The organism is Thermoactinomyces daqus (genome assembly GCF_000763315.1).
Classification (GTDB): Bacteria; Bacillota; Bacilli; order Thermoactinomycetales; family Thermoactinomycetaceae; genus Thermoactinomyces_A; species Thermoactinomyces_A daqus.
Genome location: NZ_JPST01000025.1, coordinates 24638 through 39798 on the forward strand (window position 1 = coordinate 24638; position 15161 = coordinate 39798).

Annotated in this window: 13 protein-coding genes; 4 read left to right on the top strand and 9 right to left on the bottom strand. The window is 49.3% G+C overall.

The features are described from left to right. Window positions 1-14: 14 nt before the first annotated feature. Window positions 15-398: a globin domain-containing protein gene (locus tag JG50_RS0111870; protein ID WP_033101333.1), complete on the top strand. Its 384-nt coding sequence runs from the start codon at window positions 15-17 to the stop codon at window positions 396-398. Between the two features lie 53 nt (window positions 399-451). Here the strand turns inward: JG50_RS0111870 and JG50_RS0111875 are convergent, their stop codons facing one another. Then, the gene (locus tag JG50_RS0111875) at window positions 452-781 is read right to left on the bottom strand and encodes a hypothetical protein (protein WP_033101334.1); all 330 of its coding nucleotides are present in this window, start codon (window positions 779-781) and stop codon (window positions 452-454) included. 485 nt (window positions 782-1266) lie between these two features. Between JG50_RS0111875 and JG50_RS0111880 the strand changes: the two genes are divergently transcribed. Together JG50_RS0111880 and JG50_RS0111885 are read left to right on the top strand one after the other, a co-directional pair. After that, entirely contained in the window at window positions 1267-5766 is a 4500-nt protein-coding gene (locus tag JG50_RS0111880; RefSeq protein ID WP_052154262.1) for a glutamate synthase-related protein, read from the top strand. Window positions 5767-5992: 226 nt separating this feature from the next. Then, window positions 5993-7039 carry an alpha/beta fold hydrolase gene (locus JG50_RS0111885; RefSeq protein ID WP_052154263.1) on the top strand — a complete coding sequence of 349 codons (1047 nt, stop codon included), beginning with the start codon at window positions 5993-5995 and terminating at the stop codon, window positions 7037-7039. Between the two features lie 203 nt (window positions 7040-7242). On the opposite strand, the gene JG50_RS0111890 is transcribed toward JG50_RS0111885, so the two are convergent. Then, window positions 7243-7731: a VanZ family protein gene (locus JG50_RS0111890; RefSeq protein WP_081943895.1), complete on the bottom strand. Its 489-nt coding sequence runs from the start codon at window positions 7729-7731 to the stop codon at window positions 7243-7245. Window positions 7732-8087: 356 nt separating this feature from the next. Next, window positions 8088-8762: a metallophosphoesterase gene (locus tag JG50_RS0111895; RefSeq protein WP_160173863.1), complete on the bottom strand. Its 675-nt coding sequence runs from the start codon at window positions 8760-8762 to the stop codon at window positions 8088-8090. Window positions 8763-8922: 160 nt separating this feature from the next. Here JG50_RS0111895 and JG50_RS19730 point away from each other — a divergent pair, with 160 nt between their 5' ends. Next, window positions 8923-9282, top strand: coding sequence for a hypothetical protein (locus JG50_RS19730; RefSeq protein ID WP_152568571.1), 360 nt, complete (start codon window positions 8923-8925; stop codon window positions 9280-9282). Window positions 9283-9729: 447 nt separating this feature from the next. Here JG50_RS19730 and JG50_RS0111905 read toward each other — a convergent pair whose 3' ends face one another. The 6 genes from JG50_RS0111905 to coxB all read right to left on the bottom strand — a co-directional run bounded on the left by JG50_RS0111905 (window position 9730) and on the right by coxB (window position 15135). Further along, on the bottom strand, window positions 9730-10269 hold the full coding sequence (locus tag JG50_RS0111905; protein WP_033101336.1) for a hypothetical protein: 540 nt from the start codon (window positions 10267-10269) through the stop codon (window positions 9730-9732). A 314-nt stretch (window positions 10270-10583) separates the two neighbouring features. Then, window positions 10584-11045 carry a DUF420 domain-containing protein gene (locus JG50_RS0111910; protein WP_033101337.1) on the bottom strand — a complete coding sequence of 154 codons (462 nt, stop codon included), beginning with the start codon at window positions 11043-11045 and terminating at the stop codon, window positions 10584-10586. Window positions 11046-11184: 139 nt separating this feature from the next. Then, on the bottom strand, window positions 11185-11496 hold the full coding sequence (locus tag JG50_RS0111915) for a cytochrome C oxidase subunit IV family protein (RefSeq protein WP_052154265.1): 312 nt from the start codon (window positions 11494-11496) through the stop codon (window positions 11185-11187). 3 nt (window positions 11497-11499) lie between these two features. Beyond that, window positions 11500-12123, bottom strand: a complete 624-nt coding sequence (locus tag JG50_RS0111920) for a cytochrome (ubi)quinol oxidase subunit III (protein WP_033101338.1) — start codon at window positions 12121-12123, stop codon at window positions 11500-11502. Next, window positions 12123-14042 (bottom strand): cytochrome c oxidase subunit I, encoded by a 1920-nt coding sequence (gene ctaD, locus JG50_RS0111925; protein ID WP_081943897.1) that lies wholly within the window; start codon window positions 14040-14042, stop codon window positions 12123-12125. The genes JG50_RS0111920 and ctaD overlap by 1 nt, the downstream gene beginning before the upstream one ends. Window positions 14043-14130: 88 nt before the next feature. Then, window positions 14131-15135, bottom strand: coding sequence for a cytochrome c oxidase subunit II (gene coxB, locus JG50_RS0111930; protein ID WP_235281675.1), 1005 nt, complete (start codon window positions 15133-15135; stop codon window positions 14131-14133). Window positions 15136-15161: the final 26 nt, after the last annotated feature.

Below are 15161 nucleotides of genomic sequence, written 5' to 3' on the forward strand. Positions count from 1 at the left end.
CGGGAGTGATCCGCATGGAAGAAGCAACAACCTTATACGAAAAAATCGGAGGAGCCGACCGGGTACGCGCGCTGGTTGAGGCCTTTTATCCCCGCGTCCAGGCTCATCCGCTGTTAAAGCCGATCTTTCCCGAAGACATCCGTCCCGTCATGGAAAAACAGTATCTCTTCCTGACGCAATTTTTGGGTGGCCCTCCTCTCTATACCGAAAAATACGGCCATCCAATGCTCAGGGCACGGCATCTGCCTTTTCCGATCACGCCGGCACGCGCGGAAGCCTGGCTCGATTGCATGAGCCGTGCCATGGACGAAGTGGGGATTACGGGTCAGGAGCGCGAGCTCTTTTTCGGCCGCCTGGTCATCGCCGCCCATCATATGGTGAATCAAGAGGATGACTGAACGATATCAAAAACTCCCGGCCTCGATCACAAGCCGGGAGTTTCCATTTTGCCTCAGTCCAGGAAGCTTTCAATCATGTAGAGAATCTGTTCAAACCACGAACGCTTCGGGCTCGCCTTTTTTTCCGGAACGGGTTCGCCCGGCTTCTTTCGCCATTTTTCTTTCTCCGCGCCCAGGTTTTGAAAACCGATCAATTCCTCACAAGCCCATCCATCCCGGTCGGCATCCAGCGTATTCTGGGAATGCTGGAGATAATAGCGTTGGGCATCTTCCCAGCGGTCAAACGAATAACAGCCGATTTCCTTCGCCTGCACCGCATGAAAACCGGGAATTGTCAAAAACAGCAAGAGCAGAGCCAAAACAAAACCGATTTTCCTTTCCACTTTACACCAACTCTCTAAATAAAAAATTTTTAAATATACACAAAATCATCTCAATATGATAAGATTATTTCTAACCATCATCTTTAATACCCTAAAGGTAAAAAGCTACACTCCCCCCTGTTTACAATCATATCAAAAAATTAATACTCCCCTTAAAAAAAACAAAATCCCAATAAAAGGAAATAAATGAATAAAAATTCATGATCATTTAAGAAAACGCTTACAGCAAAACTGCCACTTCCCGTTATTATCAAAGGTTTACGCAATCGACATCCTGAGATCATTTTTGTATAAAAGATATTGGAAAATGAATAAAAATGGCATCTCATACTTGCTATGTCATAAATTTTCATGTTATTCTTTTATTGCAATACGATGTTATGTTTTCTGCCAAAGCAATTTTTTTAAAAAACCATAACTCCTCTATCCAAAATTTTCTGTCAGGGAAAGGGGAGACATTATCATATCGGAGGTGAGGAGGAGCGATGACCGTTCCTGTGAAAAGAAGAGCAGACTTAGGGCGCTTCCAAAACCTGACTGCCAATGAACATGACAGTTGTGGCATTGTTGCCGTGATCGAAAAAGATGGAACACCCAAACGTCAAAACATGCTGGATACCATCGCAGCCCTGATCAAGATGGAACATCGTTCCGGATTTATCAATGGAGAAGGGGACGGTTGCGGCATCCTGACCGATATTCCGCGTGACCTTTGGGCGAGGGAATCTTCCCGCCAGAGCAAACTCCCCTCATCCATCGTACATGAACCTCGCTTTGCCGTTGCTCACATCTTTTTACCCAAACTCGGAAAACAAACCGATCATCATAAAAATGAAATCTTGCGTCTCCTCGCGCAGAACGGATTGCAAGTAGTGGCGCAAAAACTTGACCAGGTAAACAGCACCGTCCTGGGAAAAAACGGACTTCTGGATGAGCCTCATTTCTGGCAGTTGGCCGTGTTGGCGGAGAGTGATCAGAACTTGCCCCGCCGTTTATTCGACCTGGTCGTGGAAATTGAACAGAAATTTCCGGTGCAAGTCGCCTCCTTCAGCAATACGACGGTTGTTTACAAACTGATGGGCGCCGCCAGCCTTCTGCCCGACTACTTTGACGACCTCAACGACCCTGAATTCAAATCAGTCGTCACCATTGGCCACAACCGCTATTCAACCAACACTTTATCTAATTTTTTCCGTGTTCAACCTTTTTCCCTGCTCGGTCATAACGGAGAAATCAATACCATTCGCAAGCTCAGGGACGAGGCCAAAATGATCGGCGTTCCCCTTGATGATGACAGCAGTGATTCGCAGGATCTGAACCGCTTGCTCGAGACGCTGATCCATCATTACGGGTTTAGTCTGTTTGAAGCCATTGAAATGGTTTTCCCGCCCATTTTGCATGAATTAAAGCACCTGCCATCCGAGTTGAAAGATTTATACACTTACTACAGGCAAACGTGGGGACCTTTCGCCCAAGGGCCGGCCGGCATTGTTTCCCGCTACGGGGATGAATGTGCCTTCAGCGTTGATGCGCTCGGCCTGAGACCCCTTTGGCTGGTGGAAAACGATCGCGTCCTGTTCTTCAGTTCCGAACAGGGAATTATCCCCGCCAGAGAAATGGTCAGTGAACCGAAGCCGCTCGCACCCGGAGAAACGGTCGGGGTCCGGCTTGCTCCCAAGGTGAAGGTGCTGCAGCATCACGAACTGCAACAGATTGTGCTTCAACGGGCGAAGAAGCGTGCAGATTTCAGCGGTTTTCAATCCTACCTGTCCACACCGACGGGAAAAGGCAAGCCCGATACAATCATCCCTCCGGCCACAAACCAAGCATATGCGGCGTTTGGCTGGGAACGTGAACAAATTCAACTGGTGGAGCAGATGGCCGATACCGGGGTTGATCCGATTCGCTCCCTGGGACATGACGGCCCGCTGGCGGCTCTTGCCAAGGTGAGACAAAACATTCCCGACTATATCAAAGAGAGTGTCGCTGTCGTCACCAACCCGGCAATTGACCGCGAACGGGAAATGGAGCATTTCTCCACCCGCGTCATTATCGGCCCGCGCCCTTCGCTCTCCTCGACTCAAACGGAAGCTGTCCGAGTGGAGCTCCCCTCACCGATCCTCGTGGAAGGTGCGCAAGCCGGTGAAGTTTGCCTCGATTCGGCTACACTCTCATTCGAGGAACTGATCGAACGATTTGAGCAAACCGGATCAGTCACCCGTCTTTCCCTTTCCTATCAGCGGAAAACAGGAATAAAACAAGCATTGGAACAATTGGGGAAAGATGCGGTCCAAGCCGTAAAAGAAGGAGCGAACCTCCTTTTGCTCGATGATAACGGCTGCCATCAGGGTGACAACTTGTTCCTGGACCCGCATTTGGGCATCTCGACAGTGGATCAGGCGTTAAAACGGGAAACGGGGCCGGACGGGCAAAACCTCCGCCGTCAGGCAAGCATTGTCGTCCGTTCCGCGGCCATGCGCAACCTGCATGACTTGGCTGTCGCTATCGGATTGGGAGCAGATGCCGTCTCGCCATATCTCATGTTTGCCACAATCGCCGAAAAAGAGGAAAAATCAGCCCTGAAACTCTTTCAGGCAATTAACAAAGGCTTGGAAAAAATCATCTCCACCATCGGAATTCATGAACTGCGCGGTTACGCCCGCCTGTTCTCCTCCATCGGTTTAAGCCCCGAAGTGGCGGACACACTCGGCATCGTCAATTATTGCGGCTCTGACCAGGCTGGTCTCCACTGGCGTGATATGGAGAAGGATGCAGAGGAGAGACAAACCGATTTCCATAGCGACAAAGCCAAACCAGCCCGCCTCTTCCACCTCTGGCCGCGCATCTGGAAATCGATCGGTCAATTGGCCGGCGGTTCGATCCAATATGACGAATTTGCGCAAAAATTAAATGACCTGGAAAAAGAGAACCCTGTCTCTCTGCGCCATGTGGCCGATTTGCGGCAAAGCGGAGACCAGGGGATCAATCCCGCAGAAGTGGATATCCGCGTTGGAGATCACGACTTGCCGTTTGTGATCAGCTCGATGTCGTTCGGTTCCCAGAACGAGGTGGCTTTCCGCGCATATGCCGAAGCGGCAGACCGCTTAAACATGATCAGCCTGAACGGCGAAGGTGGCGAAATCAAAGATATGCTCGGCAAATATCCGAAAACGCGCGGTCATCAGATCGCATCCGGGCGATTTGGCGTCAATGTCGAACTGGCGAACTCGGCCAACATTTTGGAAATCAAGATCGGCCAAGGGGCAAAACCCGGGGAAGGCGGCCACCTGCCCGGCAAAAAGGTCTCGGCCAAAGTGGCAGCGGCCCGCAACGCCACACCCGGCAGCGACCTGATTTCGCCCTCCAATAACCACGATATTTACTCAATCGAAGATTTGGCGCAAATCATCACCGAATTAAAAACCGCCAACCGCCAGGCAAAAGTGATCGTCAAAGTGCCGGTCGTGCCCAATATCGGAACGATTGCCGTGGGCATTGCCAAAGCGGGCGCCGACATTATCACCCTGAGCGGATTTGATGGCGGAACCGGGGCTGCCCGGATTCATGCGTTGCAACACGTGGGTCTTCCGGCGGAAATCGGCATTAAGGCCGCACATAATGCGTTGATCGAGGCAGGCATTCGCGATCAGGTCGAATTGTGGGCCGACGGCGGAATGCGCAGCGCGCTCGACGCGGTGAAACTGATGCTCCTCGGTGCAAACCGGATTGGTTTCGGTACCCTGGCCATGCTCGCCATCGGGTGTACCACCTGTCGCGGCTGTCACTTGGACACCTGCCATGTCGGGATCGCCACGCAAATCGAAACACCGGAAGAAGCGGAAGAACACGGACTTCGCCGGTTTGTACCCCGGGACTTCGATTTGGCCGTCGCCGGACTGATGACCTTGTTCACAGCATTTGGCGAAGAAGTGAAACGGCTCACCGCGCAGCTTGGCTTTAAACGTGCCCAGGATCTCGTGGGCCGGTCCGATCTCCTGGAGCAGGTGAGAGAGCAGGATAAACTCGATCTGACTGAGCTATTGCGCCTCAGTTCAGAATGGACCAATATTGGGGTGAAGGAAAAAACGGAAACACCGGCTCTCGTTGCCGCGGGAGCATCGCTGGTGATGTCCGAATCTGCCGTTTCGGCAACCCAGGAATATTCGCACACGTTTGCCGGCATTCACAGCGCTCACCGGGTGTTGCTCTCAGATCTTTCCGGAACCCGGGTCCGCAACCGGCTGGATGGCAGCTATCATTCCCTGCCGAAGTGGAGTTTCTCCTTTACGGACGGCTCAGTTCCCGGGAACGGATTTGCCGCCTTCCACGCCGACGGCATTTCGGCAACCGTTCATGGCGGAGCGCAGGACGGTGTCGGGAAAACAGCCTTCGGCGGCAAGGTCGCCATTCTCAAAACACGCAACCGGAACGGCATTTATGTAAACGGCTCTGTGGGAAAAAGCTTCTGCTACGGCGCGCAAAAAGGGTTGTTTATCGTTCAGGGCAACGCGGACTCCCGTGCAGGCATTCGCCTCTCCGGCGCCGACATCATCATTGCCGGTGACATCAAGGAGCCGTTGCGGGATGAACTCGGCATGATCGGAAATCGCGCCAATATCAAAGGATTTGCTTTTGAATATATGACGGATGGACGTGCAGTGGTTCTCGGGGACCCGGGACCGTGGATCTGTTCGGGCATGACGGGCGGTGTCGTTTACCAGCGGCTGCAACCGGAACTGGGTCTGGATGAAGCCGCCGTCATGCGCCGGATCGCCAAAGCGGCCAAAGTGGCGATGGAACCGCTGAGCGAAAAAGGGGTGAGAGATCTGCAAGAATTACTGGGCCTTTACCACACGGAGCTCATCCTTTCCGAACAGTGGGATGAAGCGCAAAAAGTCGAAGACTTGCTCAAGGATCTCGACCGCCATTTCATCCAAATTATCCCGCAAAAACAACAGGCGGACCCATCCATCTCCACCGAATAAACCAATCATTCAATTCATCCTCCCCGGGATCGGGGGGGATTTTTTTCAGCACCATTTTTGATTTATCTGCTTTTCCCGCCGGATTTCCCGCATTTTTCACATCAATAGACAAAAGTTATTTGTAACATTAGCGAAATATATCATTTTTTTGAAGGAAGGAAAAGGAATATGCAGAATATTTCATACCCAACTGAGGATTTGGTGTGAACTGAAAGGTGGGTATCTGATGTTTAAAAGTTTTACCCCTCCCTATCGGGATCAAAAAAGAAAAAAGATCACCAGCAGCATTGCCGTGCTTGAAAAAATACCGCTCGGCGGAATCAGTCAGTCCGTCCTGATTCGCAGCCGCGATACCAAACACCCCCTCCTGCTCTTTATCCACGGAGGTCCGGGCCACGCGCAAATCGGTTTTGCCCGGCATTATCAAGAGGAGCTGGAAAAGCATTTTATCGTCGTCAACTGGGATCAGCGCGGAAGCGGCAAATCCTATTCAAAACGGCTCGATCCGGCTTCACTGACCATCGAACAGCTCGTTGCCGATGCACACGAACTCATCATTTATCTCTTAAAGCGATTCGGACAGAAAAAACTGTTTTTGGCCGGACACTCATGGGGAAGCATCGTCGCCGCTCTCGTCGCCAAGCAATACCCGGAACTGATTCACGCCTATATCGGGATCGGGCAAATGACTGATGTCGAACACGGAGAAATGATTTCCTACCAAATGGTCCTGATTTACGCGCGCCAAAATGAAAAATTCTTTGCCGTCCGCGCGCTAAACCGGATCGGCTATCCACCGTATCGCCGGATTCGGGATCTGTTGGTGCAGCGCAAATGGCTGTCCAAATTCGGTGGGGATGTACGCAAAGGAAGCCTGTTCAGCTTTCTCAGGCGCGGACTGTTCTCGCGAGAATACACCCTGGCCGACTGGTGGCGCTTTTTTCAGGGAACACGCTTTACGATGAAACATCTCGGTCCGAAAATCATGCAAATGAACCTGTTTAACGAGATTTCCGAGCTCAAGGTGCCCGCTTATTTTTGCGTCGGCCGGTATGATTACCTCTCTCCGTTTGAACTGCAGGAAAAATTCTGCGAGCAGTTGAAAGCACCCAAAAAAGACCTTATCTGGTTTGAAAACTCAGCTCATTGCCCTCATTTTGAAGAACCTTCATCCTTTTTGGTCGTCCTCTTGCGCATCAAAGAAGAGACCGCCATTCTGAAGCGGCAAACTCTCTCCCACACTCTCAATTTAAAAGGCGCTTTGCTTCAATAGAGCAATGTCGCCTTTTTTCGTCCGGTTTCCCTGTCGATCCAACAACTGTAATCGTAATACTCACCGCAATATGGGCAACCTCCCCTTACTCGATGGTTTGGTTACGGTGCAGGCAACAATCCGCCAATCTCTTCCATCACCCCATTCGAATCATCAAAATAAAAAACGAATCACAACGATCCGCAGCAATCGGGATTTTCTGTTCAGTTGCTCCCCGTATGGTGAATGGCTTGATAATGTTCAATGATATAAGGGTAAATAAGTTTAAATAACAAAGTCCCCAAAAAACTTCCTAAAGTATTTAAAATAATATCATCAACATCGAAACTCCTGTACTTATAGTTGATTAACAGAGAGACAAAAATCTGTAACAACTCAATGGATAGACTAACCAAAAAACCGATAAAGACTGCTCTTGTAACAGATTGTTTTATTTTCTTCGAAATAAATGGGAGAATCACTCCAAGAGGCATTAACATAACTAAATTGCCTAAAATCTGCTTAATCGCGATGGTTGGCGATACTGCCTGTGTAGCGGTAGTATAAATGCTAAAAAAGGGAATATAATTATCTTTCTCCGGATACATACGAACCAACGGATCTGAATTATCAAAAGGAATAGGCAGAAGAGTAACACCTATCAAGCAAACAATATATACACCCAAAATGATTTCAAAAGGACTTTTTGCCAATTAAAAAATTTTCTTTTTATTATGTAATAAGGTAATCGAACCAGGAAAAATAGAAGTCCTAAAATTAACCCTATAAAGATATTAAAGCTAATCATCGTAAACCTCCCAACACATGAATAGTTTCGGCCCATATCTTCAGTCACCGTTTCGACTGCTCCAACACCATCCTGAGGTTATTGCACAACAAAAAAGTAATCACCGGATTCCACCCTTGGCCGTTCTTGCAATATCTCCCACCTTGCAAGTGGGTCATTGATTGAATGCCTCACCAAGCGGTATAAGCCAAAGTGTTTTCCCGATCCATTGCAATCCTCCTTTTCAATCCACAGAGGATGATTCAACAAGAACGAGCTTTGTTACCCCAACTCGATTACCGTGATCTCCGGACGGCAAGCAAACCGGAACGGCAAGATGGTTGTCCCGATGCCGCGGTTTGTATAGAGGGTAAGCCGCTCATTGATTTGATATAACCCGGAAGAAAACTTCCTGGACAGTGGCGGGGTAAACAGCGGGCCGAAAAATGGCAGGTTAATCTGACCGCCATGGCTGTGACCGGATAATTGCAAATCGACCGGATCAGAGGAGATAACCTTGGCAAAATCCGGTTCATGGACCAGCATCAAATGAAAAAGATCGAGATCAAATCGGGCATCGTTAAAAACTTTTGAGTGATCCGGTTTCCCGTTCAGCAAATCGTCAAGGCCAGAAACAGAAATAACATCATTCCCTTTTTTCACGAGCGTCCATTCGTTGATCAACAAGCGAAAACCGGCACTGGTCAAGCAGTCCTTCACCAAAGCCGTATCACCCCAATAATCATGATTGCCCAGGATGGCGAACTTTCTATAAGGAGCGTCGATTTGTTTCAACAGATCGGATACCTTTATCGCCTCACCGCGGGAGAAGCGGCGGTCGATTAAGTCCCCCGTAAAACAGAAGAGATCGGGATGAAGAGACCGCACTTGGTCCACAAGCGTTTGCAACTGCTCCGGACCATAAAAAAATCCAAAGTGAAGGTCGCTGATTTGCACAATCTTCATACCCTTGAAAGAAACAGGAAGTCTCGGGGATGAAATGCGAATCCGATTGATCTCGAGCTGATTTTTTTCCACAAAAAATGAATAACCGGGCAGTCCCAATACGAAAAGCCCTGCTGCCGCAAGAATCCCCTTTTTGAGGAAATTTCTGCGGGTGAGCTTTTTTTCTGCATTTATTCGCGTTACCGGCAACTCTTCTTCACCTCTAATCCCCTTTCCAGCAGCGAATGATAAACATGGATCTTGCTCCACATCCCCACCCGGTACTTGGTTCGAACTCACACTCTTCCGGATGTCTCCGGGACATTTTCAGTATAATAAAAATACCATTGGGAATTTTCATTTTATAAAAAATAAAGTGAAGGGATGGGATAGCGGATATATGGATGCAGTAGTCGAAAATATGAAAAGCCCCGAAGAACGTGAAAAAAATGCAAGGATCGGTTTCCGCCTTTTTTGGATCGCCATCGCCTTCTTCATTACCGGCATTTTGCTTTTAATCTTTTTCGGTTGATCTCCCCTCCTTTCGCAGCTGCACGTCAGCGGATTGGTAAATATGGGTTCACGAAACATAAATTTTATGAGAAAATAAAAATGAGTGATTGTAAGACTAACCCCTTTTTGTCTGATTCCTCCTATGAGGAAGGGAACACGGTTCCCACCAGTCCGCATCGGAGAGGATGATTTCATTGAAACGAGACCAAATCTTGAATAGCGAAGATTTACTCCTCCCTGCCAAAAAAACGGCTCCTTGCTCGATCTGCGGCAAGGAAGCGCATTATGTAGAGGTTAGCTTTGAATCTCCCATCTGTTCCAAAGAGTGTGCCAAACAGATGTGGAAGTTATATGTTGATACACAAATTTCTCGCAAATATAAAACAATTGACTTTTATACGGCCGATTAACGATGACGCACAGCCCCTCCGCATTGGCTGTGCGTCGTTCTATGATTTGCCGGGACTCAATCTCTCTTTCCCTCCACCGTCAACGGTCCCGTTTTGATCTCCCTCAATCGCAACGAATCTTTGATTTGCTCGGCCTGGTCGACAAAAAGCACTTCGGGCAAAATCACATGCCTCTTCAGATCGACCGGCATCATTACAAATCCATCCTTGTATGTATCCACCACCACATACGGTGAGGAGCCTTGTGTCACCAGGTATTCCGTCTGGTTGGAGGCGATAATGTAACCGCTCGCCCTGGAGACGGAAATGACAATCATCACCAGTGCCAATCCTGTCAGCAGCCAATTTTGTCTCATGGCAAAGAACAACAGGAGTGCCGTAAGCAGAACATATACAAGGAAAAAGAAAAAAATTTCCCAAAGCGATTGCTTGAATTGATAATCCAGCTTCAGCCCGAGTAACAAACCGATGGAGAAGGGGAGAATCACCGGCAAAACAAATTTGCCGTAGCGCATCGCATAAGGCCGCTGCAAAAACATGGCCAGTACCAGAATGACAAAAACAATCGAAGCGACAGCCAAAATGACGGTGTTCAAACTGACATCCGCATAGAGTGAGGGGAGCCCCTTTATAACTCACATCCGAAAGATAAGCGGCAAAATAGCCCAAGCCGGTAACTCCCCCCAATAAAATTCCATCGGAAAAGGGCATTTTCTTGATCATTTTTTCTGTGGCAGATATCTTTTTTCCCTGATCAGTTACCGCTGTCAACAAAGAGAGGATTTTTCCTGTACCGTTGAAGTTTCGCTCTGTGTTGTTGCTGTCCACTGGAAACAAAATCCCCCTTCATTCCGGCATGGAGTCAAAAAGGCCCCGATCCGTTCATACAACAGGCTGGATGTCCATCCCTTTAAAAACCCCAATAAGCCCGGAACAAATCCGTTGTCGTATTTGCCGGGTAGATGACAAACAGGATCAGATAGGTTGTGATCGCGGTAATCGCCCCAACAAACCAGATCCGTGCCGTCCAGCGGCCGAACGCACGGTGACGGTCAAAACGCTTTTTATAGGCGAAATAAAGTGTAATTACCGCCAAGATCGGAGCGATTGAAGTCACCGTGATGTGGAAGGTAAGAAAAGCCGTGTAATACGGCAACAGATAATGAGGTCCGCCAAATGGCACGTTTCCGAGAAACATCGTCCGGTACATATAAAGGGCGAAAAAGCCCGCCGCGAAGATTACGGAGGCAATCATCAGACGGCGATGCACCTTGACGTTGCCCCGTCGGATCATCACCCATCCGATCGCCATCAGAATAGCGCTGATCGTGGTACACGATGTACTGACCAGCGCAATCACACTTCCTTGCACAAAGCATAACCTCCTTACAAAAAACCGTTCATTTTTTCGGCTCAACCCGGGATGCAATTCTCCGGCATGGTGCCCGCTGACCGACCACTTTCTCAGAAAAAATGCCCTCCGGCCTGTCGCTGGCAGAGGGCATTTTTTCTTACATCAAAATAATTCCTACCGCAGAAATTACCGCAATCACAATTCCCAGCATGATAAAGATCGCATAGTAAGCCGATCCTTTCTGTCCAAGATGCATGAAGGTGAACAGCTGCAGGAAAACCTGGATGACGGCAAACACGAGAATCAGCGGCAGAATAAGATGTTCGGCAACGACAGAGCCCGATTTGATCACCACATAAAAAGCTGCCGCCGTCAGTATAATCATGATCAGAAAAGAAATCAAGTGTTTGACCGCGCTTTCCGGCTTAGGTGATACGGCGTGATTATCGGAATGTTGGTTTTCTGTCACCGCTTACCCCACCTTTCCGAGAAGATACACGAGCGTGAAAATGAAGACCCAAACAACATCGATAAAGTGCCAATACAGACTGGCCACAAACAGTTTGGGAGCCATTTCCTCCGTGATGCCCCGTCCGGCAGCTTGCAACATCAGTGTGGAAATCCAAATAATCCCGAAAGTTACGTGCGCTCCGTGCGTGCCCACAAGAGCGTAGAAGGAAGAGCCAAAGGCACTGCTCGTAAAAGTATGCCCTTCATGCACATAATGAATAAACTCGTTGATCTCCAAAATGAGGAAGGCGAGTCCCAACAAAACGGTTACTGCCAGCCAGAACATCATTACCTTCTTTTTCAGTTGGTTCATCGCCAGAATGGCCAGTACGCTGGTCAGGCTGCTGGTGAGAAGGAAAGCCGTGGCCAAACCGACCAATTTCAAATCGAACAGTTCATGTCCGGATGGACCGCCCATCGTTTGATGCCGCAAAGCCAGATAGGTACCAAACAGACAGGCGAAAAGAACGGTTTCTGCCCCAAGGAACAACCAAAATCCAAGAACTTTATTTCTGCCCTCAAATGTGGCCGTCTCCAGATGGTTCGGCATATGGGGACTTCTGCTTGCTTCCGTATGTGTTGCCATTATGCCTGAACCCCCTTATTCGTTTCTTCAATCTCATCCGGTTCAATGTGGTAACCATGATCACGATCAAATGAACGCAAGAACAGGCAAACGATTACCAGCACCAACCCGATTATTGCACCGACGAAATCGCCGCGGAAGATGAACCCGAAACCGGCGATGAAAAATCCGAGCGCCATCAGGATGGGAATGAAGGATGAAGATGGCATATGAATCGAGCCGAGCGGTTCAGCAGGAGGCAAACTTTTGTTTCCTGCCTGTTTTTCCATCCACCAGGCATCATACCCGCGCACCAACGGCAATTGGGCAAAGTTGTAAACCGGCGGAGGTGACGAAATCGCCCATTCCAGCGTACGCCCGTCCCACGGATCGGCCGGAGCAGGAGCCGCTTTTTTGAACGACCAGTAGATGTTGTACAAGAAAGCGATCGTTCCGATGGCCATTCCCACTACCCCGATAGTACTGATCAGGTTGAGACTGTCCAGCCCCATGCCCGGCTGGTAGGTGAAGACGCGTCGCGGCATTCCGAACAGTCCCAGGAAGTGCTGCGGAAAGAAAGTGAGGTGAAACCCGATCAGGAATGTCCAGAAATGGATTTTTCCGATGGTCTCATTCAGCATCTTGCCGAACATTTTCGGCCACCAGTAGTAAGCTCCGGCAAACAATCCCATCACGGTACCGCCAACAAGTACGTAGTGGAAGTGGGCCACGACGAAGTAGCTGTCCTGGTACTGGAAGTCAGCCGGCGGAGCAGCAAGCATCACCCCGGTCATCCCCCCCATCACAAAGGTCGGGATAAACCCGATGGCAAACAGCATCGCTGTCGTGAAGCGAATTTCGCCGCCCCACATGGTAAAGAGCCAGTTGAACACCTTGATCCCGGTAGGCACTGCAATGGCCATTGTCGCCACCGCAAAGATAGAGTTCGACACCGGTCCAAGTCCAACGGTAAACATGTGGTGCACCCAAACCATGAAGGAAAGGAATGCGATCAAAACGGTCGCAAACACCATCGAAGTGTAACCGAACAGGCGCTTACGCGAAAATGTGCTGATTACTTCGGACATCACCCCGAAGGCCGGCAAAATCACGATGTACACTTCCGGATGGCCGAAGATCCAGAACAAGTGCTCCCAGATTACAGCGCTTCCACCCATGGTGTAATCAAAGAAATGCGAACCGAACAAACGGTCAAACATGAGCAGCAGAAGAGCGACTGTCAAGGGAGGAAAAGCAAACAGGATGATGGTTGATGTAACAAAGCTGGTCCATGTGAACATCGGCATCCGCAGAAAAGTCATGCCCGGAGCACGCAAATTGATGATTGTGGCCATGAAGTTCAGACCACCGATCAAGGTTCCGATCCCGGCAATCTGCAAGCCGAGCACATAGAAATCGACACCCGGTCCGGGACTGTAATTGTTCAAAGCGAGCGAAGTATAAGAAGTCCAGCCAGCGTCCGGCGCACCGCCGAAAATCCAGGAGAGATTCATTAAAAGCCCGCCGGCGAAGAAAAGCCAGAACCCGAGCGCGTTGACAAAGGGAAAAGCGACGTCCCGCGCACCGATCTGCAGGGGAACGACCGCATTCATCAGACCAAAGATCATCGGCATCGCCGCCATGAAGATCATGGTCGTTCCATGCATGGTCAGCAATTCGTTAAACGTATCCCCGACAAACAGGTCGTTGTGGGGAACCACCAATTGCAACCGCATAAACAGCGCTTCGATTCCGCCGACCAGGAAGAAGAAGAAACCCGACAGAAAGTATAAAATCCCAATCTTCTTATGGTCCACCGTGGTGAGCCAATCCCATACTTTGCTATTTTTTACGCGTTCCAAGAAGGTTTTGTTATACCCCCCGGTAAGGATCGCCGTAAGAAACAGCGCAAATACGATCAGCACTATCAGCGTCCCCATGGTGTTCCCTCCTTCTTTCTACTTTTGATAGATTAATAGTTTTGTGAGATGAGTAGAGATTGCGAAATTTCCCGACCAAAAAAAACGGTTACTTTCGACTCATCAAGTAATCGGTCAATGCCTGAATTTCATCCGGTTGCAAGTAATTGATTTTCGGCATCAAGGCTCCCGGCTTAACTGCTTGCGGATTATGAAGCCATTGTTTCAAATGCTGTTCATCATGAGGCAAAACGCCTGCAATTGTTGTGCGCGTCCCGAACTTGTTCAAATCCGGGCCTTGGACATTTGGATTGATTCCAGCATGGCAGCCCATGCAGTTTTGCTGGAAAAGCTGTTCCCCTTTTTTCTCGCTTGCCGTTGTCACGGGAGCTGGAGGGGCTTTCATTTCTGCGACCCATTTATTGAAGTCGGCATCATTTGAAGCGATCACCTTGAAATCCATCAAAGCATGGCCGGCACCGCACAATTCAGCGCATTTCCCCTGATAGACACCAGGTTTGTCGGCATCCAGAGTCATATGGTTGACGCGGCCGGGGACTACGTCTGTTTTCCCTTGGAGTGATGGTACCCAGAAAGAGTGCAAGACGTCTTTCCCGTGGATTTCCAGATCAACTTTTCTGCCGACAGGAATATGTAACTCTTGCGCCGTTTTAATTCCCAGGTCCGGATACTCGAATTCCCACCAATATTGGTGACCTGTGACCACAACGCGAATCGCATCCTTTGTTTTCGGCTTCTCGGAAAGATCAAAGGTAGTGCTTACCGTCGGAACCGCCAGAATCGCCAATAAGATAATCGGAATGACAGTCCATACAATTTCCAGTACGGTATTACCATGAACCTGTTCCGGCATGCGGTCAATGCCTTTCCGTTTCCGGTAGCGAATCAGCACATAAATGTAAATCGTCGTCACTACTGCAAAAACGGCAAGCATGAGAATGAAGCTCCAATTGATGAGATCCAATTGTTTCTCACCCGCTGATCCGTGCGGGTCGAGAACGTTCATTTCCACCTTGCTGTTGCTGCACCCTGACAGAGCGAGCGCAAGTAGTGCGAATACTGGCAAGACTCGCCACATACGTTGTCGACTCACCACGATCCAACCTCACTTTCTGTTAG

Bases quoted from the DNA above. Each gene is read 5' to 3' on its own strand.
- JG50_RS0111870 (WP_033101333.1), top strand. From the start codon at position 15: ATGGAAGAAGCAACAACCTTATACGAAAAAATCGGAGGAGCCGACCGG.
- JG50_RS0111880 (WP_052154262.1), top strand. From the start codon at position 1,267: ATGACCGTTCCTGTGAAAAGAAGAGCAGACTTAGGGCGCTTCCAAAAC.
- JG50_RS0111920 (WP_033101338.1), bottom strand. From the start codon at position 12,123: ATGGCAACACATACGGAAGCAAGCAGAAGTCCCCATATGCCGAACCAT.
- JG50_RS0111885 (WP_052154263.1), top strand. From the start codon at position 5,993: ATGTTTAAAAGTTTTACCCCTCCCTATCGGGATCAAAAAAGAAAAAAG.
- ctaD (WP_081943897.1), bottom strand. From the start codon at position 14,042: ATGGGGACGCTGATAGTGCTGATCGTATTTGCGCTGTTTCTTACGGCG.